Origin of the sequence: Aliarcobacter cibarius (assembly GCF_013372265.1) — a bacterium.
GTDB classification, from domain to species: Bacteria; Campylobacterota; Campylobacteria; order Campylobacterales; family Arcobacteraceae; genus Aliarcobacter; species Aliarcobacter cibarius.
The window spans coordinates 1,716,135-1,735,833 of sequence record NZ_CP054051.1 but is presented as its reverse complement, the minus strand read 5'-3'; the positions used below and the strand labels follow the sequence as shown (position 1 = coordinate 1,735,833).

Below are 19,699 nucleotides of genomic sequence, written 5' to 3'. Positions count from 1 at the left end.
TTAATATGGATACAATTAAATTATCAATAGTTACACCAAACGGTACGATATTTAATGGTGACGTAAAAACTGTAACTCTTCCTGGAAAAGAGGGAGAGTTCGGTGTTCTTCCAGGACACTCATCATTAGTATCAACTTTAACAGTTGGTGTTATTATTATTGAAAAAGAAAATTCTACTGAAGCAGTTGCTATTAACTGGGGACATGTAAAAGTAGATGAAAAAACAGTTGATGTTTTAGCAGATGGAGCTATTGCATTAACTTCTGGAAAAGATTCAGAAATAGCTAAGAATATTGAAGCTGCAAAAGAGTTAGTAAATTCTGTAAAAGATTCTAATATCTCTATGGCAGCAGTTGAAGCAAAAATCAACTCATTTGCATAAAAGCACATGATAACTACATTACTAAATTATTTGGCAAATAGTAGCGCTATAACTTATATAGTTTTAGCGCTATTGTCAACTTATCTAATAGTTACTTTCTGGATTTTTCTTTATAGAAATAGTGCAATAAAAGCATTAATTAATAATGAAAAAAAATCTTTAGAATCTTTAACATCAAGAGAAACGATATTCTCACCTTTATCTGCATTAAATAAGTGTTCAAATAATTCAACTTCAAAAGAGTTATTACATGCTTGTGAGATAAATATAATTAAAGATGCAAGTGTTGGAATTTCATGGCTAGCAATTATATCTTCAACATCACCATTTATTGGATTATTTGGAACCGTTGTAGGAATTCTTGAGTCATTTGCAAAATTTGCAAACCAATCAAAAGTGGCATTTTCAATTATAGCACCAGCAATTAGTGAAGCACTAGTAGCTACTGCAGCAGGTATTTTAGTGGCAATATTCGCTTATACATTCCATCAAATATTAACAAGAAAACTTTACGAATTAAGTATTTTCTTAAAAGCTCAATCAGAAATTATTATAGCAGCTAAAGGGTAAATAAAGTGTACGATCTTAATGAAAAACCAGAATTAAATATTACCCCTTTAGTTGATATTATGCTAGTATTACTAGCAATTCTAATGGTTACAGCTCCTGTAATAGAGTTTGAAGAGACATTGAATCTTCCAACTGGGAGTAAATCACAACAAGCACAAGACGTTGCTAAAATAGATATTATTATTACAAAAGATAGAGTAGTTACATTAAATAAAAATAAAGTTGAAATATCAAATTTTGCAGATAATTTTTTACTGTTTTCAAAAGGTAAAGATCAAAATACACCAATTTACATAAGAGCTGATAAAGATTTAAAATATGATGATATTGTATTTGTTTTAAAATCAGTAAAAGAAGCTGGCTTCTTTAAAGTTGCTTTGGTTACAGATGGGTAAAGATGCAAAATAGTACTTCATTTCTAATTTCAGGTATTGTTGCATTTTCTATATATTTTTCTTTTTGTTTTTTGATACTTTTATATATATATTCACCAATAAATGAGGCAATAAATATAACACCAACTACTACTGCTATAGAACTAGATATGATAGAAGAAATAGCAGATAAAAAAATGGTTGAAAAAAAAGTTGAAAAAATTGTTGAAGAGAAGCAGCCAGTTGAAAAAGCGACATCAAATTCAAATGAAAAAAGACCTGACTTAAAATCTCTTTTTGCAAATGTTAAAGAAACATCAAATAAAGTTGTAAAAGAAGAAGTTAATAATGTTGAAAAATCTATTGATCCAAAGAGATTTAAATCTAAATTTGAAAAAGAAAAAAAATCAAATAATGTTAAAATAGACAAGTTACTTGAAGATGAAAAAACTGCTACAAATACTAAAACTAAAAGTTCATCAAAAGGTGATAAGAATGATGATTATGGTAGTAAAATATACGAAATGTTATATTCAAGAGCACCTGTTAGTGAAGATAGAAGTTTAGTTATAACAGTAATGGTTTCAATTTCTCCAGACGGTGCCTTTGATTATAAATTTGTAAAAAGATCTAGTAGTGAAGCATATAATACGGCTATAAGACTATATCTTGACGAGCAAAAGGATATTGCTTATCCACCACCACCAAGTGGAAAAGTAGTTAAATATACAGTTGATTTTAAATTTGAAGGGTAGGAAATTATGTTTAAAATAGTTTTATTTATTTCATTAATGTTTAGCTCTATTTTTGCTAATGTTGATGGACACATTGATATTGTAAAAAAATCTAACTCAATTCCAAAAATTGCAGTATCAGTTGCAAGTGATTCGAGTAGTGATTTTACTTTAAGTAGATTAAAGAAAAGTTTAGAAGATGATTTGAATGTGAGTGGACACTTTGATTTGTCAAATGTTAATGTTCCATCATCTTCTTATGATAGTACTCCTGATATGTTAGCGCTATCAAATCAAGGAGTTTCTTTATTTGTTAATTTGGCTTCACAAAAAGAGTCAAATGGAGGATATACATTAAGAGTTAAGCTATTTGATGTAAATCAAAGAGCTTTAGTTTTAGAAAAAAACTTTACAACATCTCAATTAGATAGATCTGTCTTTTTAGCACATAAGGCAGCGATTTCAATAAATGATTTCTTTAAAGCACCAAGTATAGCTTGGATGGAAAAATTTGTAGTTTTTGCAGTTTATAGAAATGCTGGTAATGCAGATATAATGATTGGAGATTATACATTAACATATAAACAAACAGTTGTTAGTGGAGGGTTAAATATTTTCCCTAAATGGGCAGATAAAGAACAAAAAAGTATTTACTATACATCATATAATTATAAAAAGCCAACTTTAGTTAAACTAAATATTTATAATAGAAGTAAAGATATTATTATGGATTCTGATGGGATGCTTGCATGTTCAGATGTAAATGCAGATGGAAGTAAAATTTTAGTTACAGCTTCTCCAACAGGTCAACCAGATATCTTTGTATATGATACTAGAAGTAAAAACAAAACTCAAATTACAAAATATGGTGGAATTGATGTTGGTGGACAATTCGTAGAAAATGATTCAAAAATAGTTTTTGTTTCTGATAGACTAGGTAATCCAAATATATTTTCTCAAAATATAGGTTCAACAGCAGTTGAAAGAATGGTTTACCATAGTAATAATAATTCATCAGTTACATCAAATAAAAATAATATAGTTTTTAGTAGTAAAGATTCTTCAAATGAATTAGGTGGTAAAAGTTTTAACCTTTATTTAATTAATAGCAAAACAGATAATATGACTAGATTAACTACTAATGGAGTAAATCAATTTCCAAAATTTTCACCAGATGGGGAAACACTTCTTTTTATTAAAAATTATGCAGGTGTAAGTTCACTAGGAATAATAAGATTAGAATTCAATAAATCATTCTTATTCCCTCTTAAAGGTGAAAGAATTCAATCTATAGATTGGTAAAATAATAAATAAAGACTATTTTTTTAGTCTTTATTTCTCTCAATAAAAAAAAACAAACAAACAATTGTAAATTAATAAAAAAATACTCCTCAAATAAAAAAATATAAACAATAATTAAGCTTTAATTTAATAATATTTCACAAATATTAACTTTCAAGGAAAAAATATGAAAAAATTAGGTCTTTACTCTGTTTTAGTTTCAGCTTTATTATTTACTACAGGATGTAGCGAAAAAAATGCTGAGTTAGAAACTGATAACTCTGTTGTTGCAGCAGATAACACTGTTGCTGATAGAGGTATAGAAGATGGAAGCTTTTCAGCTTTAGAAAAAGTTGGAAATGGTAACTATTATATGATTAACGGTCAAAAAGTTTTAATTGAGCACATCTACTTTGGATTTGACAAATATAACTTAACTGATGAAAATAAAGAAAAAGCAACTAACAATGCTTCTAAATTATCTCCATTAAAAGCTGATACTACTGTAAAAGTATTCGGTAACACAGATGAGTGGGGAAGTGATGAGTATAACTACGCATTAGGATTAAAAAGAGCTAACGCTGTTAAAGATGTTTTAGTATCAAATGGTGTTTCTGCTAACATTTCTTTAGTTTCTTTAGGTGAAAGCAATCCAGTTTGTACTGAAAAAACAAAAGATTGTTGGTCAAAAAACAGAAGAGTTGAGCACGAATTAAGTAAATAATTTATGACAAAATACTTTCTATCATTATTAGTAGTATCTTCTATTTCCGTAGCTGAAGAAGTTTCAGTTTACGGAAATTCTAATTCTTCATCATATGGACTTAGTTCTACTGAAAAACATATAATGAAAAATCAATCAAATATAAGTGATTTATCTTCTAAAGTTGGTGATTTAAAAAGTCTTGTTGACTCTATAAATAACAGATTAGAAGGTTTAGAATCTACATCTGAGGGTGATTCTAAAAGATTAAATGCAACAAGTAAAAAAGTTGATGATTTAATAAGTAGAGTTAATTCTTCATCTTTAGATATGGATTCAGGAACTTCATCAAATCAATCGGGTGATGCTGATTTAGCTGCAACTGTAAATAACTTGAAAGCTTCAGTTACAAAACTTACTGCACTTGTAAATAAAATTAATTCAGAATATGTTTCATCTACAGAATTAGAGAAAAATATGAATCAATTTATTACAAGAGAGGAGTTTGAAGCTTTAAAAAAGTCATTAGGCGTTAAAACGCAAGCAGTAACTCCTACAAAATCTAGTGATAAAAAAGATACAAAAGTTGAAGTTGAAACTGATTCTTCAATTGATATAAATCCTAAAACTGCTGAAGATAAAGCTAAATTGATGACGGATGCTAAAAAAGATTTTGATTCAAAGAATTATGATGCTTCACTTAAAAAATATCAAAAACTTGTTGATATAAATTATAAACCAGCTGAGAATAATTTTTATTTAGCTGAAGTTTGGTATATGAGAAAAAAATATGATGTTGCAATAAATCATTTTAAAAAATCTGCTATGTTGAATGATAAAGCAGCTTATATGCCAAAATTATTATTGCACAGTGGTATTTCATTTGAGAACATAAAAGACAAAGATAATGCAAAAAATTTCTATGGAACTTTGATAGATCTTTATCCTAATAGTTCTGAAGCGAAAGACGCAAAAAATAGATTATCTAAAATAAAATAAATATTATAATTAAGGAATTAAAATGTCAAACAAAGTAATTGGAATAGAATATACATTAAAAGATGCTAAAACTGGTGAACAACTTGATACTAATGTTGGACAAGCACCTTTAGAATTTGTTTCGGGTAAAGGACAAATCATTAAAGGTCTTGAGGATAAATTAGTTGAAATGTCAGCAAATGAAGAAGCAGATGTTTTAGTTGAGCCAAAAGATGCATATGGTGAGTATAATGTTGAAGCAGTTCAAACTTTACCAAAAGAACAATTTGCAGGTATTGAATTGGTTGAAGGTATGTCTCTTTATGGTTCGGGTGAACATGGAGAAACAATTCAAGTAGTTGTTAAATCTTTTGATGATAAAGAAGTTACAATTGATTACAATCATCCAATGGCAGGTAGAACTTTAATGTTTACAGTTTCTATCCTTAGTTTAAGAGATGCAACTGAAGAAGAAGCACAAACAGGTGTTGTAGGTGGATTTGCTGCTATGGGTGGTGGATGTTGTGGTGGAGGAAGCCACTCTCATGGTGGAGGATGTGGAACAGGTGGATGTGGAAGTGATCATGATGATCATGACCATGGACATTCTCACGGTGGAGGATGTGGAACAGGTGGATGTGGTTGCCACTAATTAGTTACTAATTTTAAAAAACTATGAATATTGCCCGAGTGTAGTGATACATTTGGGCAATTTAATTTTAAATAAAGAGGTTATATATTATGAAAAAAGTTGCTTTTATTTTTCCAGGTCAAGGAAGCCAAGCAGTTGGTATGGGAAGAGATTTTTTTGAGAATAGTGATATTGCTAAAGGAATGATTAAAAAAGCTAGTGAAAGATTAAATATAAATTTTGAAAAGCTTTTATTTGATGAAAATGAAAATTTAGGAAAAACAGAGTTTACTCAACCTGCAATATTACTTGTTAGTTCAATTGCACTTGCAATTTTTAAAGAAAAATGTAGTATTCAACCAGAATTTGTTTTAGGTCACTCATTAGGTGAATTTTCAGCTTTAATAGCTGCTGGAGCAATTGATTATCTAGATGCAATAGAACTTGTAAATAAAAGAGGAACTTTTATGCAAGAAGCTTGTAGTGGAGCTGGTGCTGGAATGATGGCTTTAGTAGGAATAGATGATGAAAAAGTTGAAACTATTTGTAAAGAACAAAGAGAGAAAGGTTTAAAAGTTTGGCCAGCTAATTATAATATGGATGGACAACTTGTACTTGCAGGTCTTAAAGCAGATTTAGAGTCTCTTGTTGATACTTTTAAAACAGCCGGTGCAAAAAGAGCTTTAGTACTTGATATGAGTGTAGCTTCTCATTGTGAATTACTTGAAAGTGCTGTAGAAAATTTAAAACCATATTTAATTGAATTTTTAAATGAAGAGTTTTCTAATGTTATTTCAAATGTTAGTGCGAGTAATTATTCTACTAAAGATGAAGCTGTTGAACTTCTTGCATCTCAATTAGTTAAACCTGTAAAATATAAGCAATCAATAAAAGCATTTGAAGATAAAGTTGATTTGTTTATTGAATTTGGTCAAGGTGCGGTATTAAAAGGTTTAAATAAAAAGATTACTGATAAACCAACATTAAATGTATCTGATATCAAAACATTAAATGAAACATTAGAGGCATTAAATGACTAAATTAGCAATCATGGGAGCTATGCAAGAAGAGATAGATCCTCTTTTAGAGTTTTTCAAAGATTATAAAGTTATAAATTATGCAGATAATAACTATTATGAATTAACATATAATGGTTTAGATATTGTAATAGCTCATTCAAAAATTGGTAAAGTTTTTGCAAGTTTAACTGCTAGTACACTTATTCAAAAATTTTCTTGTGATACTCTACTTTTTTCTGGTGTTGCTGGCGCAATTAATCCAGCACTGAATATTGGAGATTTAATTGTTGCAACTAAACTTTGTCAACATGATTTAGATATTACTGCTTTTGGACATCCTTATGGTTTTGTTCCAGGTGGAAAAGTATTTGTAGAGAGTTCTAAAGAACTTTTAGCTTTAGCTAAAAAAGTTGCAGAGAAAGAAAATCTTAAAGTAATTGAAGGAACTATAGCTACTGGTGATCAGTTTATTCATTCAAACACTACTAAAGAGTTTATTGAAAAAACTTTCAAGGCAGATGCTTTAGAAATGGAAGGTGCAAGTGTTGCTGTTGTTTGTGATGCTTTGAATATTCCATTTTTTATTTTAAGAGCAATTAGTGATAGTGCAAATATGGATGCAGGATTTGATTTTGATGAATTTTTACAAAGTAGTGCAAAAATATCTAGTAATTATTTGATTAAAATTGTTGATGAATTAATAAAAAATAGATAAGCTTTCTTTGTGTAGGATTGTCCTATACTTTCTTTAAATTATTTTTAAAGGATTTATATGGATAATTTACACAGAATTGAAAAAGATTTCTTAGGTGAAAAAGAGATCGAAAATGATAAATATTATGGTATACAAACACTAAGAGCAAAAGAAAATTTCAATATTACTACAATTGAAATTTCAATATTCCCAAATTTTATAATCTCATTAGCAAAAGTAAAAAAAGCTTGTGCTTTAACAAATTTTGAATTAGGTGATTTAACTGAAGTTCAAAAAAATGCAATTGTAGAAGCTTGTGATATGATAATTGATGGAAAATATCACGATCAGTTTATAGTTGATCCAATTCAAGGGGGAGCAGGAACTTCTACAAATATGAATGCTAATGAAGTAATAGCAAATATTGCTTTAGAGATTTTAGGTAAGAAAAAAGGTTCATATAATATAATTCATCCAAATAATCATGTAAATATGAGTCAATCAACAAACGATGCTTATCCAACTGCTATTAAAATAACACTTTATGAATTGATTTTTAAACTTCAAGATAGCCTTAAGATTTTAAGAGATGCTTTCAAAAATAAAGCATTTGAATTTAAAGATATTTTAAAAATGGGAAGAACGCAACTTCAAGATGCTGTTCCTATGACATTAGGTCAAGAGTTCAAAACTTTTGCAACAATGATTGATGATGATATTTTTAGGCTTACAACAGCTCAAAACTTATTAAAAGAGGTAAATTTAGGAGCTACAGCGATTGGAACAGGTATTAATACAAAACCCCAATATCAAGAGAGAGTTATAAAGAATTTAAGATGTGTTACGGGTACAGATTATTATAAAGCAAATGATATGATAGAAGCTACTCAAGATACTGGTTCTTTTGTTCAAATTTCTGCAATGTTAAAATCTATAGCTATTAAAATTTCTAAAATTTGTAATGATTTAAGACTTTTAAGTTCTGGACCTCGTGCTGGATTAAATGAGATAAATCTTCCACCAATGCAACCAGGAAGTTCAATCATGCCTGGAAAAGTAAATCCTGTTATGCCTGAGGTTGTAAATCAAGTTGCATTTGAAGTAATTGGTGCTGATACAACAATAAGTATTGCAAGTGAGCATGGACAGCTTCAATTAAATGTATTTGAACCAATAATTGCTTATAAATTATTTATTTCTATAAATATGATGAGAAGAGCTTTTGAAAGTTTAGCTGATAAATGTATAAAAGGAATTACAGCAAATCCTGAAATTTGTATGAATAATGTTTTAAATTCTGCAACATTAGTAACTTCATTAAATCCAATTTTAGGATATGAAAAAAGTTCAGCAGTTGCAAAAGAGGCTTTAAAATCTGGAAAAAGAGTTTATGATATTTTACTTGAACAAAATCTTTTTTCAAAAGAAGAATTAGATGAATTGCTTCAACCAAAAAATATGGTGCAAAATTATGACAAAATCTAAAATTACAGTTATAAATACTGGAGGAACTTTTAATAAAGTATATAATCCTATTTCTGGAGAATTAGAAGTTTCAAAAGATTCAAAAGCATTGGAAGAAGTTATTAGTTTTTGTTACAACATTGATTTTGAGATTAAAAATATTATTTCAAAAGATAGTCTAGATATGACAGAAAATGATAGAAAAATTATATTAGATACTATAAATAATTCAGAAAGTGAAAATATAATTGTAATTCATGGAACAGATACTATGGATGTAACAGCTTTATTTTTAGATGAACATATAAAAAATAAAAAAGTTATTTTAGTAGGAGCTATGCTGCCTATGTCAATAAATAAAGTTGAGGCAACATTAAATTTTTCTATGGCAATTGGATTTTTAAATGCAAATATTCAAAATGATATTTATATTTCTATGCATGGAAGTGTTAAAAATTATAAAAATATTGTAAAAAATAAACTGTTAGGAAAATTTCTTAACTGTTGAAAAATATCATGCTTTTTATGTTTTTTTGTGATACTATTCGCAAAAATAAAAAGTAGGAATTTTTAAAAATGAAAGAGGCAGAAAAGAAGAGCTTTATTGAAAGATTATTTATAAAAGTAAATAATATTGATAAAGTTTTAGAAAGTAGAGTAGATACAATACTTTTAAGATTTATTAATATGCTTAAATATTTTTTCATAATTATAATGATTGTTTATTTAGCAATTTGTTTGTTGAGTTTAGGGCATAAAATTATAACTTTTACTTTAGAGCAGGGTGCTTTAAATTTTACATCTATTAAAACTATTTTAACTGATGGTTTATTCACTTTAATTGTAATTGCAATAGTAAAAACTCTTTTTATAAAAAATGGATTTGATTACTCTTTAACATTTTTAGAAATAGCATTTGTTGTAATTATAAGAAAATTGATTTTACTTGAAACTATACCAAGTGAAACTGATTTGTTAATTGCATTGGGTATAACTTCATCTATTTTCTTTATATTGATAATTTATATTCATAATTTAAAAAGAAAATGGTTAAAAGAAAATGAACAAAATAAAAACAATAGTGGTGGTGGTTTTTAATCAAAATTTGTTCAAAGTTCAAGTGAAAAGGGTTTCTATGGCATATTTTCCAGCTTTTTTAAAATTTGATGATAAAAGTATCTTAATTGTTGGTGGAGGGTATGTCGCTTTAGAAAAGCTAGAACATCTCTTGAACTTTTCTTCAAATATCACTTTAATTGCTAGAGATTTTAGTGATAAAGTTAAAGCTTTAATAGATGAGAACTCTTTAACGTATTTTAAAAAAGATTATCAAATTGGTGATGCAAAAGGGTTTGATATAGTTATCGCTGCAATTGATGATTTTTCATTACAAGAGAGTATTTATTTTGAAACAAGAGATTATAATAATACTCTTTGTAATTGTGTAGATTTACAAAAATATTGTGATTTTATATTTCCTGCATATATAAAAAAAGGTGATTTAACAGTTGCTATATCTACAAGTGGAAGTTCACCTGCATTTGCTAAAAATTTTAAAGAGTATCTAAAAAATTTAATTCCAAGCAGTGTTGAAGATTTTTTAAAAGAGGTAAAAGCTTTAAGAACTACAATGCCAAAAGGACGAGAAAGGATGGAGTTTTTAGATAAAAAAGCTAAAGATTATATAAAATCATGGAGTAAAGATTCTTGATAGAATCTTCCTAATTGGAAGATTCTATTTTAAACTTTTTAATTCAGCTTCAATTTTTTCTAATTTTGCTCTAGCATCTTCTAAAGCTTTTTTATTTTCTTCTATTACATTTGCAGGAGCATTTGCAACAAATCTTTCATTTGATAACATACCATTTAATTTATCAAACTCTTTTTGTGTTTTTTCTTGTTGTTTTGTAAGTTTATCAATGATTGGTTTCATATCAATTTCACTAGTTGGAAGATAAACTTCTAAGTTATTTGAAACATCTGTAATACTATTCTCAACTTTAGAAGATACGAATTCTATGTCTTCAACTTTAGCAAGTTTTTCAATAAATGGTTTTGCAACATTTTCATCTATTTTACAGTCAAGTTTTATATATGCTTTTGCAATTTTTGAATTACCCATGTCAATAATTACTTTTGCTCTTCTAATAGCAATAATCGCTTCTTCAATAATGGCAAACATATTTTCAATATTTTCATCTTTTTTGATGTTTTTTGGGAAATTCATAATCATTAAAGAATCAGCATTTTCAAGTGTAGTTCCTGACAATTTATGATATAAAAAGTCTGCAATAAATGGCATAAATGGACTAACCATTTTTAATGTTTCTTTAAAAATAGCTCCAAGTTCTACAATAGAATCTTTAGAAGCTTTTGAGTACTCAATTCCCCAATCGCAGAATTCCATCCAAACAAATCTATAAAGAGTGCTTGCTGCTTCATTAAACTTATAGCTATCTAGAGAATCTCTTACTTCATTAACTGCATGACTAAGTTTACTTTGCATATATAGACCTAATGGTGTATTAATAGTTATATCTTTTAAATCAGGGAAAGTTTCAACATTTAAGCTTAAGAAATTACTTGCATTGTAAAGTTTATTTGTAAAATTTCTGAACTGCTCTAAATTTTTTTCTCCTAGCTTAATATCTCTTCCCTGAACTGCAAGATATGCTAATGTAAATCTTATGATATCCGCACTATGTGTTTCAACCATATCAAGAGGATCAATAACATTTCCTTTTGATTTAGACATTTTTGCACCATGTTCATCACGTACAAGAGCATGCATATAGATATCTTTAAATGGTAAACTTCCCATAAAGTGCTCACCCATCATCATCATTCTAGCAACCCAGAAGAACATAATATCAAATCCAGTAATTAAAAGAGAATTTGGATAGAAATCTTTTAAATCATTTGTACCAAATGTTTTTTCCATTTGACCATTATTACCCCATCCAAGAGGTGAAAATGCCCATAAAGCACTACTAAACCAAGTATCAAGAACATCTGGGTCTTGATGAATATGTGATTTTCCACATTTTGGACAAGCTTTTGGTTCATCTTCTTTTGTTGCCCATTGATGATTACAATCATCACAATAAAATACTGGGATTCTATGTCCCCACCAAAGTTGTCTAGAAATACACCAATCTCTTAACTCATCCATCCAAGCTCTATATGAATTTAACCAATGACTTGGATGAAATTTAGCTTCACCTTCGTAAGTTTTTCTAATAGATTCAGCAGCAACTTCTTTTTTTACAAACCATTGTTTTGAAATGTAAGGTTCAACTATGTTTTTACATCTATAACAATGTCCAACTTGATGATTATGGTCTTCAATTTTTATGATAAAACCTTCATCTTGAAGTTTTTTAACTATTATAGGTCTTGCTTCTAATCTTTCAATTCCAGCAAATTCTCCACAGTAATCATTTAAAATACCTTTTTCATCAAAGCATTTTATAAACTCTAGATTATGTCTTTTTCCAACTTCATAGTCATTTGTATCATGAGCGGGTGTTACTTTTACAACACCTGTTCCGAATTCCATATCAACATGAGAATCTGTAATAACTTTAATTTTTCGGTTTGTTAGTGGTAAAATTACTTCTTTTCCTACGATACTTACATATCTTTCATCATCTGGATGAACCATGATAGCAGTATCTCCAAAGTATGTTTCTGGTCTTGTTGTAGCAACTGTTACAAATCCACTTCCATCTGCAAAGTGATAGTTCATATGATAAAATTTACCATTTACTTCTTCATGTTCAACTTCAATATCACTTAGTGCACCATCATGAGTACACCAGTTTACCATGTAGTTATTTTGAGTAATCATTCCCTCATCATAAAGTTTTACAAAAGCTTCTTTTACAGCTTCTTTTAAACCTTCATCCATAGTGAATCGCTCTCTTGACCAAGCAGGGCTAACTCCTAGTTTTCTCATTTGGTGAACTATAGTTCCACCACTAAACTCTTTCCATTTCCAAACTCTTTCTAAGAATTTTTCTCTTCCTAATTCTTCTTTTGTAGTACCTTCTTTTAAAAGTTGTTTTTCTACAACATTTTGAGTTGCAATTCCAGCATGGTCAGTTCCTGGTTGCCAAAGAGTTTTGAAACCGTCCATTCTTTTATATCTTGTGATTATGTCTTGTAGTGTAAAAGTAAGTGCGTGACCAATATGTAAACTTCCTGTTACATTTGGTGGTGGCATCATAATAGCAAAGTTCTTGTTTGGCTCTTGAATTGATTTATTTCCATCAATTTCAAAATAACCTCTACTTTCCCAAATTTTATAAAAACTATCTTCTACTTTTGATGGTTCATATTTGTCGCTCATTAAATAATCCTAATTATGTTACTAAAATAGGGTAGATTTTAACTAAATTTTACTTAGTAGCTTATAACTTGCTCTTTTAATATCTTTTTGTTAGAATTAATTTACAATATATTTTAAAATCAAGGAGAGAAAATGTTTAAAATATTTTTAGGGAGTGTAGTTGTAGCAAGTTCTATTTTTGCAGCAGATTTACAAACAACTGGTGTTGAAGTAATTTTAGATAACGGTAAGAAAGCTACTGTAAAAAGAGAAGCTAAACCAAAAGAGTGCGAAAGTGTAGCTTTTGATCCAAAAGATGTTTTTGGTGGTGTTCATGAAGCAGCACCTAGTGTAAATGAAAATTGTAAAAGAAGTTTTGTAACATATTTTGGAAAAATTTCACCAATTAAAGCAGCAGAAAATATTGAAACTTATGGAGAGGTTGAAGTTTTAGAGTTTATTGAAAAATCAAAAACTGACAAAAACTTACTTTTAATTGATAGTAGAACAGAGAATTGGTATAACCATGAAACTATTGCTACAGCAATAAATGTTCCATATGTATATACAAAAAAATCTCAATATCCAGATGAGTTTCAAGAGGCTTTAGAAATTTTTGGAGTTGAAGCTAAAGATGGAAAATATGATTTTACAAATGCAAAAACTTTATTAATGTTTTGTAATGGTATTTGGTGTGGACAATCACCAGAAGCTATGAAAGAGTTGATTGCTATTGGTTATCCTCAAGAAAAAATGAAATGGTATAGAGGTGGAATGCAATCATGGCTTAGTGTAGGATTGACTACTGTTAAACCATAATAAAAAAATGTAGGCTGAATTTTCAGCTTACATTTTAATTGTTAATTAAAAAGCTTATCAAATATTTCTACGATACTTTTATCAATTTTATTATTTTTTGATTCATTTTTCATAATTTCTATTGCTTTAGAATGTGAAAAAGAGTTTCTATAAGCTTTTTTTTCTCTTAAAGCACTATAAATTACTAGGCAAATTAGTAATCTATCTTTAAAACTTAAATCTTTTGCATCTAAACTAAAACTTCCGCTGCCATCTAATCTCTCTTGAACTTTTAAACTAAGATTACAAATATCTGAAAACCCCATAATAGAGTTTAAAACTCTTTTTGTATGATAAGAATATGATTTTAAAATCTCTTTTTCTTCTTCGTTTAAAGCTTCTTTTTTTTCTAAAATAGTTTTTGAAATATTTAGTTTTCCAATATTTTGTAAGCTAGATGCTATTAAAAATATCTGTTTATCTTTGTGTTCAAATTCAAAAAAATCAGCAATTAAAGAAGCTCTTTTTAGTATTTCTGATTGTGGATTTTGGTAATAATGAAATTGACTTGACATTTTTAAAATCTCTTCAAAAGTTAAGACTTTTGTAAAATCATTTAAATTTGAGTAGATAAAAAGTACTATTTCATTTTCATTTTCTAAATCAAGCCAAAAAGATAATTTATTTGATATTTCTAAAAAAGTATTTTTTATATTTTCATCAAAATTTTCATTTCTTACAAATTCTATACATTTTTGTTTTTGATTTAAACTATTTTTTGAAAAATCAAAATTGTTAATTAACTTTTGTGAAAACTCACATATATTTAAAAATTCTTTATCATTTAAATTGTTTTTATCTAAAAAATCAAAATTATTTAAAGCATCTTTTCCTAATAAAAAGGCTAAAGAGTATGAACAGATATCTGATATTTTTTCTGGTGTGAATTTTAATTTTAAAGCTATACTTACTGAAATATAAGTACTTCTTTTAGTATTTAAAAGTTCACTAAAAGCTAGTAAAAAATTATTTAGATTAAATACCATCTCTTTTTTTTTATCCATAAAATTCCTTATTTTCTTAAAATTACTTATATAAAAGCGATATTTATATATAATTTTAAATTATAATATAAAAAATAGGAGAATACAAAATGTTTAAAAAAATTTCATTAACATTAATTTTATCTATCTACGCTTTTGGATTTGATTATAACTTAAAACCACAAAAAGTAAGTGAAGATATTTGGTGTTTTTTTGGAAAAACTGAAGTTCCTTCAAAAGAAAATGGGGGATTTATGTCAAATAGTTGTTACATAAAAGCTGACAATAGTTATGTACTAATAGATTCTGGAACAAATTATCAATTTGCTTCACAAGCTTATGATGCTATGAAGAAAATTAATAATTTAAAAGTTAGTACAGTTATAATAACTCATGAACATGATGATCATTGGATGGGGAATAGTTTTTATAAAGATAAATTCAATGCAAAAATATATGCTCCAAAATCTATAAATCAGAATTATACTTCTGAGTCTAAACCAAGAATTTTTGAGATTTTAGATGAAAAAGAGATGAAAAATACAAAAATTATAAAAGCTGATGTAGTCGTAGATAGTGAAACAGAAATTAAAGTTGGAAATAAAAATTTTAAAATTATTCCTATGCAAGAAAAAGCTCATACAAGTAATGATTTAATTATATATTTACCAAACCAAAAAGTTATGTTTTCTGGAGATATAGTAATGAATGGAAGAATTACATCAAATAGAGATGGTTCTGTAATTGGTACATTAAAATCTCTTGAAGTAATAAATTCATATGATTGGGATACTTTGATTGCTGGACATGGAACAAATACTGGAAAAACAGCACTTGATCATACAAAAAATTACTTTTCATTATTAAAAACTAGAGTATTGGATGCAATTGAAAGTGGTGTAACAGCTGATGATATTACAAAAACAGTTACTATGGATGATTTTAAACATATTGATATGTTTGATGAATTAAATAGTAGAAATGTTTTTGATGCTTTTAGAGAGTTAGAATTTTATGAAGAAAATTGATTTCAAAAATTAAATTTCACCTTTGATTTTTGAATATATCATCCCTAAATATTCATGAAATGCAAGTTCAACTTTTTTTAAATTATTTGAATTAAAATAAGAACTAGGATAAGTAGTATTATATACCTTATGTTCAGTTGGACTTGCTATAACATTTACTTCTTGTTTTTCAAAAAGTTTTACAGCTCTTTTCATATGACTAGCACTTGTAACTAAAATGATTTTTTCATTCTGTACTATATTTTTTGTTTCAATTGCCTCTTCATTTGTATCTTTTGGAGTATGAAGTTCAATTATATCTTCTTTACTTACTCCTAGGCTTATAGCTAACTCTTTTTGCATTTTTGCATGAGAATTTAAATCATCAAAACTATGTCCTGAAACTATTAGTTTTACATTATTTGAGTTATTTTTTAAACTGTTATAATGTCTTACTCCTTCAACAAGTCTATTAATTGCTGTTGATTTTACTTGAGAAGTTATACTAAGATTTTCATCACTTTTATGTGCATTTCCTAAAACTAATATATAATTTACATTCGGAGTTTCTATAAGAGCTGGATAGGCATTTTCAAGTGGAGATAAAATAGCGTTTGAAACAGTTTGATTTGATAAAGCAACAAACCATATAATAGCTATAAGAAATGTTATTTTAGCTTTTTTATAAGAATCTTTTATTAGAAATATAAAAGCCAAAACTAATAAAAAGATTCCAATAGGAATAGGTAAAAAGAAAGCTGAGATAATTTTTTTTAGAACAAACATGATAATTTAAATCAAGTCAAAAGACTTGATTTACCTACTTGCAGCAAAAAGATTTAAACTTTTTATATATTTGAAATCTTCGTCTTTTTGAACATTTTCTGCTAAAACTTTAATATTTAAAAGATTTGAAATCTCAGCTATTGATTCTATAAAACTTTGTTTAGAGAAATCTATACAAACATCATTTGTATATTCTCTTGCCAATCTTAAATAATCTAAATTTAGATCTTTAATATCATTTAATGAAATAAATCTTGTCTCATATCTTTTTATAATAACTTTTGCACCTAAAGATTTCATTTGAGAAATAAAGAATTTAAATTTATTAATATCTTTTGCAACAGCATAAGCTGTAACTGAGAAAACTAATCTTGAAACAATATTTTTATTTTCTGAAAGTTTTTGTTCTAGCCAAGCTATAAACGCTGTATTATTTATAGATTCTAAAGATAAGTTTATTGCAATATCATATTTTACATCATTTATTAAAATATAATTTATTACTTTTTGTATAACTTTTTTATCGAAGTCAACAATTTTCTCATATTTTTCTGCAATAGATACAAAAGTTCCTATTGGAATATCATTGTTTTCTTTATCTTTTATTGAAGTAAATGCTTCTTGCATAATTATTTCATCACTATTACATCTTGTGAAATTCCCTATGAATTTAACAGTAAAGCTTGCATTATCAATAGTTTCAGTTACAAAATCTCTCCAACTTTCCATATCTTTTACAAGTTCATTTTCTTGACTTATGAAAATTTCATTTTGTCCGATAATTGTTGCTTTTTCATATGCTTGATTTGCACTTTGTAATATTTGAGAAGTTGTACTAAATGGATTAAAAATAGCAGCTCCAATGTGTGCAACATCTTTTTTCTCAAATTTATCTCCTAGTTTTTCAAATTTATCTTTTAAAATATTTGCGAACTTCACTATATCTTCATTTGAAAAATCTTTTGCAATAATGGCAAATTCTGAACCAAAAAATCTATAAGCAAATATTTTTTTATCATCGCTTAATTTTGTTGTTTCTAATATATTTGCAAACTCTTTTATAAAATTATTTACTTCATTTGAAGTATGTGATTTAGCAAAACCACCTAAATCAGTAATTCTTATTGTTAAAATATAACCTTTTGCTTTTTCAATAAATAGTTGCTTCATATCTGTTTCAAAAGTTTGTCTTATCGCTAACCCTGTTAACTCATCCGTTGATAATTTTTTAGACATATTTTCTATATTTGTATTTAGTCTAGTAATTGTTGCTTCAATTTTATTTGACATATCATTAAATGCATTTGATAAAGTTATTAATTCTGTCGTATTTGATGTTGCTTTTACTTTTACAAACTTTCCTTCAGCAATAGACAAAGCAGAATTTTCTAAAATCTTTAGAGGTTTTAAAAGATATTGTACAAATAGATATAAAATTACAATAGAAATTATAAATGAAATAATTGAGTAGAAAATTGAACTTTTTGCTTGAGCATATAATTTATTGTAAGCTTCTCCTGGATTTGCACTCACAAATAAAACTGCACTAGTTCTCCAACCATCACTTATTTCTGTATATTGTTCTCCTAAATCAATAGGAATTAAATTTATAAACCATTGAGGTACTGAATCAAATTTTATATCTCTATTTACTTGAACCAAAACTTTATTCAGTTCTAAAGTAGCATTAGTTTCTATTATTTTATTTTCTAGATTTGTTGCTGTAAATTTTATATCTAAAGAAGTTTTACCTTTGTTTTTTAAATTAGGAATGAAAGTATAAACATCTTCACTAGGAACAATATTTTTATTTTCTTCATTTGGTACAGAACCATTTAGAGTAATTAGCTCTTGCATAAAATCATCACTTTGAGTTAAAGTTTCTAAAATTCCAATATTTGAATCAATTACAATATTTGATACTTCCCAAATTCCCTTATCTAGATCTTTTGAAGCTTTTACTAGGTCACTCTCTTTTATTGTAAAAAGAGAATCTTCAAGTCTAATTTCTTTATAAAAACCACTGTTTGAAACAGCATTTATTGTTGTTTCTATTTCGGGGTTATTTTTATCATTTATTAAAGTTTTTAGATTAAAACCAAGTGTTGTAGCCGTATCTTGTGCTTTTGAAATGGATTCAGTTTCTAAATACTCTTTTGTATTTTTGATACTAATTATAAAATTACCTGTAAAAATCATAAAAAATATCAATGATATTATTAGATAAAGTTGTTTTGATAAAGACATTTTTTTCTCCTAATTAAAATCTAGTCATTAAATCTTTCCAAGATTTAAGATTATTGTCACCAGCTCTAGTTTCACCTTTTGTCTGAGCTTGCCATAACCCACTTGCATTAAAGCTATAAACAGGTTTTAAGTCATTTCTTTTAGAGGCAGGTTGTAAAGTTTTATTAATATTATCCAAAATTACAGGTTCTCCTCCAGCTTTGTGGTAGTAAGATAGAACCATATGAGCTTGGTCATAATTGCTATTTGCTTTTGAATAAGATACATAGGTAATTCTGAGTTTGCTATCAGGAATACCTAGTTTTATAAGTGAGAAATATTTTGCAATTGCGTAATCTTCACAGTCTCCACCATTTGTTCCCATAAACTCAATAGGAGTTGCCCAATAATCTTTTTTCTTCCAATGTGACATATCTGTTTTATATGGAATTTTGTTAAAAAAATCATTTACCATTTGAAGTTGATTTATTAATGATTCATTTTTTGCATTTTCAATCATATTATCCCAATCTTCAAGTTTTTTTCTTGCAGAAGAACCATATTTTTGCTCAATTCTATTTAAGTCTGAAGTAGTGACATTAAAACTCTTTTGAGCATCTAAATATAGAGAAAAAAGTAGAAAAAGAGTTGCTTGTATAACAAAAAACTTTTTCACTC

General features: G+C 27.3%; 21 protein-coding genes. 16 read left to right on the top strand and 5 right to left on the bottom strand.

Going from position 1 to position 19,699, the window contains the following annotated elements:
* The first annotated feature begins 5 nt into the window (after window positions 1-5).
* The 14 genes from atpC (at window position 6) to ACBT_RS08690 (ending at window position 10,542) form a co-directional block, all read left to right on the top strand.
* Entirely contained in the window at window positions 6-383 is a 378-nt protein-coding gene (gene atpC, locus ACBT_RS08755; protein WP_024775908.1) for an ATP synthase F1 subunit epsilon, read from the top strand.
* Window positions 384-389: 6 nt separating this feature from the next.
* Window positions 390-953: a MotA/TolQ/ExbB proton channel family protein gene (locus tag ACBT_RS08750; RefSeq protein ID WP_024775909.1), complete on the top strand. Its 564-nt coding sequence runs from the start codon at window positions 390-392 to the stop codon at window positions 951-953.
* A 5-nt stretch (window positions 954-958) separates the two neighbouring features.
* The gene (locus ACBT_RS08745) at window positions 959-1,348 is read left to right on the top strand and encodes a biopolymer transporter ExbD (protein WP_024775910.1); all 390 of its coding nucleotides are present in this window, start codon (window positions 959-961) and stop codon (window positions 1,346-1,348) included.
* 2 nt (window positions 1,349-1,350) lie between these two features.
* Window positions 1,351-2,082, top strand: a complete 732-nt coding sequence (locus tag ACBT_RS08740; RefSeq protein ID WP_024775911.1) for an energy transducer TonB — start codon at window positions 1,351-1,353, stop codon at window positions 2,080-2,082.
* A gap of 6 nt (window positions 2,083-2,088) precedes the next feature.
* Window positions 2,089-3,363: a Tol-Pal system protein TolB gene (gene tolB / locus ACBT_RS08735; protein ID WP_024775912.1), complete on the top strand. Its 1,275-nt coding sequence runs from the start codon at window positions 2,089-2,091 to the stop codon at window positions 3,361-3,363.
* 166 nt (window positions 3,364-3,529) lie between these two features.
* Complete coding sequence (locus ACBT_RS08730) at window positions 3,530-4,066, top strand: OmpA family protein (protein ID WP_024775913.1); 537 nt, start codon at window positions 3,530-3,532, stop codon at window positions 4,064-4,066.
* 3 nt (window positions 4,067-4,069) lie between these two features.
* Window positions 4,070-5,044 (top strand): tetratricopeptide repeat protein, encoded by a 975-nt coding sequence (locus tag ACBT_RS08725; protein WP_024775914.1) that lies wholly within the window; start codon window positions 4,070-4,072, stop codon window positions 5,042-5,044.
* Between the two features lie 22 nt (window positions 5,045-5,066).
* Window positions 5,067-5,675 (top strand): FKBP-type peptidyl-prolyl cis-trans isomerase, encoded by a 609-nt coding sequence (locus ACBT_RS08720; RefSeq protein WP_024775915.1) that lies wholly within the window; start codon window positions 5,067-5,069, stop codon window positions 5,673-5,675.
* An 89-nt stretch (window positions 5,676-5,764) separates the two neighbouring features.
* Window positions 5,765-6,694: an ACP S-malonyltransferase gene (gene fabD / locus ACBT_RS08715; protein WP_024775916.1), complete on the top strand. Its 930-nt coding sequence runs from the start codon at window positions 5,765-5,767 to the stop codon at window positions 6,692-6,694.
* Entirely contained in the window at window positions 6,687-7,388 is a 702-nt protein-coding gene (locus ACBT_RS08710) for a 5'-methylthioadenosine/adenosylhomocysteine nucleosidase (RefSeq protein ID WP_024775917.1), read from the top strand. Before fabD ends, ACBT_RS08710 begins: the two co-directional genes overlap by 8 nt.
* Window positions 7,389-7,445: 57 nt before the next feature.
* Window positions 7,446-8,852: an aspartate ammonia-lyase gene (aspA, locus tag ACBT_RS08705; protein ID WP_024775918.1), complete on the top strand. Its 1,407-nt coding sequence runs from the start codon at window positions 7,446-7,448 to the stop codon at window positions 8,850-8,852.
* The gene (locus ACBT_RS08700) at window positions 8,839-9,339 is read left to right on the top strand and encodes an asparaginase domain-containing protein (protein ID WP_024775919.1); all 501 of its coding nucleotides are present in this window, start codon (window positions 8,839-8,841) and stop codon (window positions 9,337-9,339) included. The genes aspA and ACBT_RS08700 overlap by 14 nt, the downstream gene beginning before the upstream one ends.
* Before the next feature lie 68 nt (window positions 9,340-9,407).
* The gene (locus tag ACBT_RS08695; RefSeq protein ID WP_024775920.1) at window positions 9,408-9,929 is read left to right on the top strand and encodes a hypothetical protein; all 522 of its coding nucleotides are present in this window, start codon (window positions 9,408-9,410) and stop codon (window positions 9,927-9,929) included.
* A gap of 37 nt (window positions 9,930-9,966) precedes the next feature.
* On the top strand, window positions 9,967-10,542 hold the full coding sequence (locus tag ACBT_RS08690; RefSeq protein ID WP_024775921.1) for a precorrin-2 dehydrogenase/sirohydrochlorin ferrochelatase family protein: 576 nt from the start codon (window positions 9,967-9,969) through the stop codon (window positions 10,540-10,542).
* A 24-nt stretch (window positions 10,543-10,566) separates the two neighbouring features.
* Here the strand turns inward: ACBT_RS08690 and ACBT_RS08685 are convergent, their stop codons facing one another.
* Window positions 10,567-13,182 (bottom strand): valine--tRNA ligase, encoded by a 2,616-nt coding sequence (locus ACBT_RS08685; RefSeq protein ID WP_024775922.1) that lies wholly within the window; start codon window positions 13,180-13,182, stop codon window positions 10,567-10,569.
* A 132-nt stretch (window positions 13,183-13,314) separates the two neighbouring features.
* Here ACBT_RS08685 and ACBT_RS08680 point away from each other — a divergent pair, with 132 nt between their 5' ends.
* Complete coding sequence (locus ACBT_RS08680; protein ID WP_024775923.1) at window positions 13,315-13,980, top strand: rhodanese-like domain-containing protein; 666 nt, start codon at window positions 13,315-13,317, stop codon at window positions 13,978-13,980.
* Window positions 13,981-14,021: 41 nt separating this feature from the next.
* Here the strand turns inward: ACBT_RS08680 and ACBT_RS08675 are convergent, their stop codons facing one another.
* Window positions 14,022-15,023 carry an HD-GYP domain-containing protein gene (locus tag ACBT_RS08675; RefSeq protein WP_024775924.1) on the bottom strand — a complete coding sequence of 334 codons (1,002 nt, stop codon included), beginning with the start codon at window positions 15,021-15,023 and terminating at the stop codon, window positions 14,022-14,024.
* 89 nt (window positions 15,024-15,112) lie between these two features.
* On the opposite strand from ACBT_RS08675, the gene ACBT_RS08670 reads away from it, so the two are divergent.
* Complete coding sequence (locus ACBT_RS08670; RefSeq protein ID WP_024775925.1) at window positions 15,113-16,030, top strand: MBL fold metallo-hydrolase; 918 nt, start codon at window positions 15,113-15,115, stop codon at window positions 16,028-16,030.
* Window positions 16,031-16,039: 9 nt separating this feature from the next.
* On the opposite strand, the gene ACBT_RS08665 is transcribed toward ACBT_RS08670, so the two are convergent.
* The 3 genes from ACBT_RS08665 to ACBT_RS08655 all read right to left on the bottom strand — a co-directional run bounded on the left by ACBT_RS08665 (window position 16,040) and on the right by ACBT_RS08655 (window position 19,697).
* A complete protein-coding gene (locus ACBT_RS08665; protein ID WP_169729050.1) occupies window positions 16,040-16,726 on the bottom strand; it encodes a YdcF family protein in 687 nt (228 codons plus the stop codon).
* 99 nt (window positions 16,727-16,825) lie between these two features.
* Window positions 16,826-19,042, bottom strand: a complete 2,217-nt coding sequence (locus ACBT_RS08660; protein WP_024775927.1) for an EAL domain-containing protein — start codon at window positions 19,040-19,042, stop codon at window positions 16,826-16,828.
* A gap of 13 nt (window positions 19,043-19,055) precedes the next feature.
* Window positions 19,056-19,697 carry a transglutaminase-like cysteine peptidase gene (locus tag ACBT_RS08655; protein ID WP_024775928.1) on the bottom strand — a complete coding sequence of 214 codons (642 nt, stop codon included), beginning with the start codon at window positions 19,695-19,697 and terminating at the stop codon, window positions 19,056-19,058.
* Between the last annotated feature and the right edge of the window lie 2 nt (window positions 19,698-19,699).

Excerpts from the sequence above, each read along its gene's own strand:
- atpC (WP_024775908.1), top strand. The coding sequence starts at position 6 with ATGGATACAATTAAATTATCAATAGTTACACCAAACGGTACGATATTT.
- ACBT_RS08750 (WP_024775909.1), top strand. The coding sequence starts at position 390 with ATGATAACTACATTACTAAATTATTTGGCAAATAGTAGCGCTATAACT.
- ACBT_RS08740 (WP_024775911.1), top strand. The coding sequence starts at position 1,351 with ATGCAAAATAGTACTTCATTTCTAATTTCAGGTATTGTTGCATTTTCT.
- tolB (WP_024775912.1), top strand. The coding sequence starts at position 2,089 with ATGTTTAAAATAGTTTTATTTATTTCATTAATGTTTAGCTCTATTTTT.
- ACBT_RS08730 (WP_024775913.1), top strand. The coding sequence starts at position 3,530 with ATGAAAAAATTAGGTCTTTACTCTGTTTTAGTTTCAGCTTTATTATTT.
- ACBT_RS08725 (WP_024775914.1), top strand. The coding sequence starts at position 4,070 with ATGACAAAATACTTTCTATCATTATTAGTAGTATCTTCTATTTCCGTA.
- ACBT_RS08720 (WP_024775915.1), top strand. The coding sequence starts at position 5,067 with ATGTCAAACAAAGTAATTGGAATAGAATATACATTAAAAGATGCTAAA.
- fabD (WP_024775916.1), top strand. The coding sequence starts at position 5,765 with ATGAAAAAAGTTGCTTTTATTTTTCCAGGTCAAGGAAGCCAAGCAGTT.
- ACBT_RS08710 (WP_024775917.1), top strand. The coding sequence starts at position 6,687 with ATGACTAAATTAGCAATCATGGGAGCTATGCAAGAAGAGATAGATCCT.
- aspA (WP_024775918.1), top strand. The coding sequence starts at position 7,446 with ATGGATAATTTACACAGAATTGAAAAAGATTTCTTAGGTGAAAAAGAG.
- ACBT_RS08700 (WP_024775919.1), top strand. The coding sequence starts at position 8,839 with ATGACAAAATCTAAAATTACAGTTATAAATACTGGAGGAACTTTTAAT.
- ACBT_RS08695 (WP_024775920.1), top strand. The coding sequence starts at position 9,408 with ATGAAAGAGGCAGAAAAGAAGAGCTTTATTGAAAGATTATTTATAAAA.
- ACBT_RS08690 (WP_024775921.1), top strand. The coding sequence starts at position 9,967 with ATGGCATATTTTCCAGCTTTTTTAAAATTTGATGATAAAAGTATCTTA.
- ACBT_RS08685 (WP_024775922.1), bottom strand. The coding sequence starts at position 13,182 with ATGAGCGACAAATATGAACCATCAAAAGTAGAAGATAGTTTTTATAAA.
- ACBT_RS08680 (WP_024775923.1), top strand. The coding sequence starts at position 13,315 with ATGTTTAAAATATTTTTAGGGAGTGTAGTTGTAGCAAGTTCTATTTTT.
- ACBT_RS08675 (WP_024775924.1), bottom strand. The coding sequence starts at position 15,023 with ATGGATAAAAAAAAAGAGATGGTATTTAATCTAAATAATTTTTTACTA.
- ACBT_RS08670 (WP_024775925.1), top strand. The coding sequence starts at position 15,113 with ATGTTTAAAAAAATTTCATTAACATTAATTTTATCTATCTACGCTTTT.
- ACBT_RS08660 (WP_024775927.1), bottom strand. The coding sequence starts at position 19,042 with ATGTCTTTATCAAAACAACTTTATCTAATAATATCATTGATATTTTTT.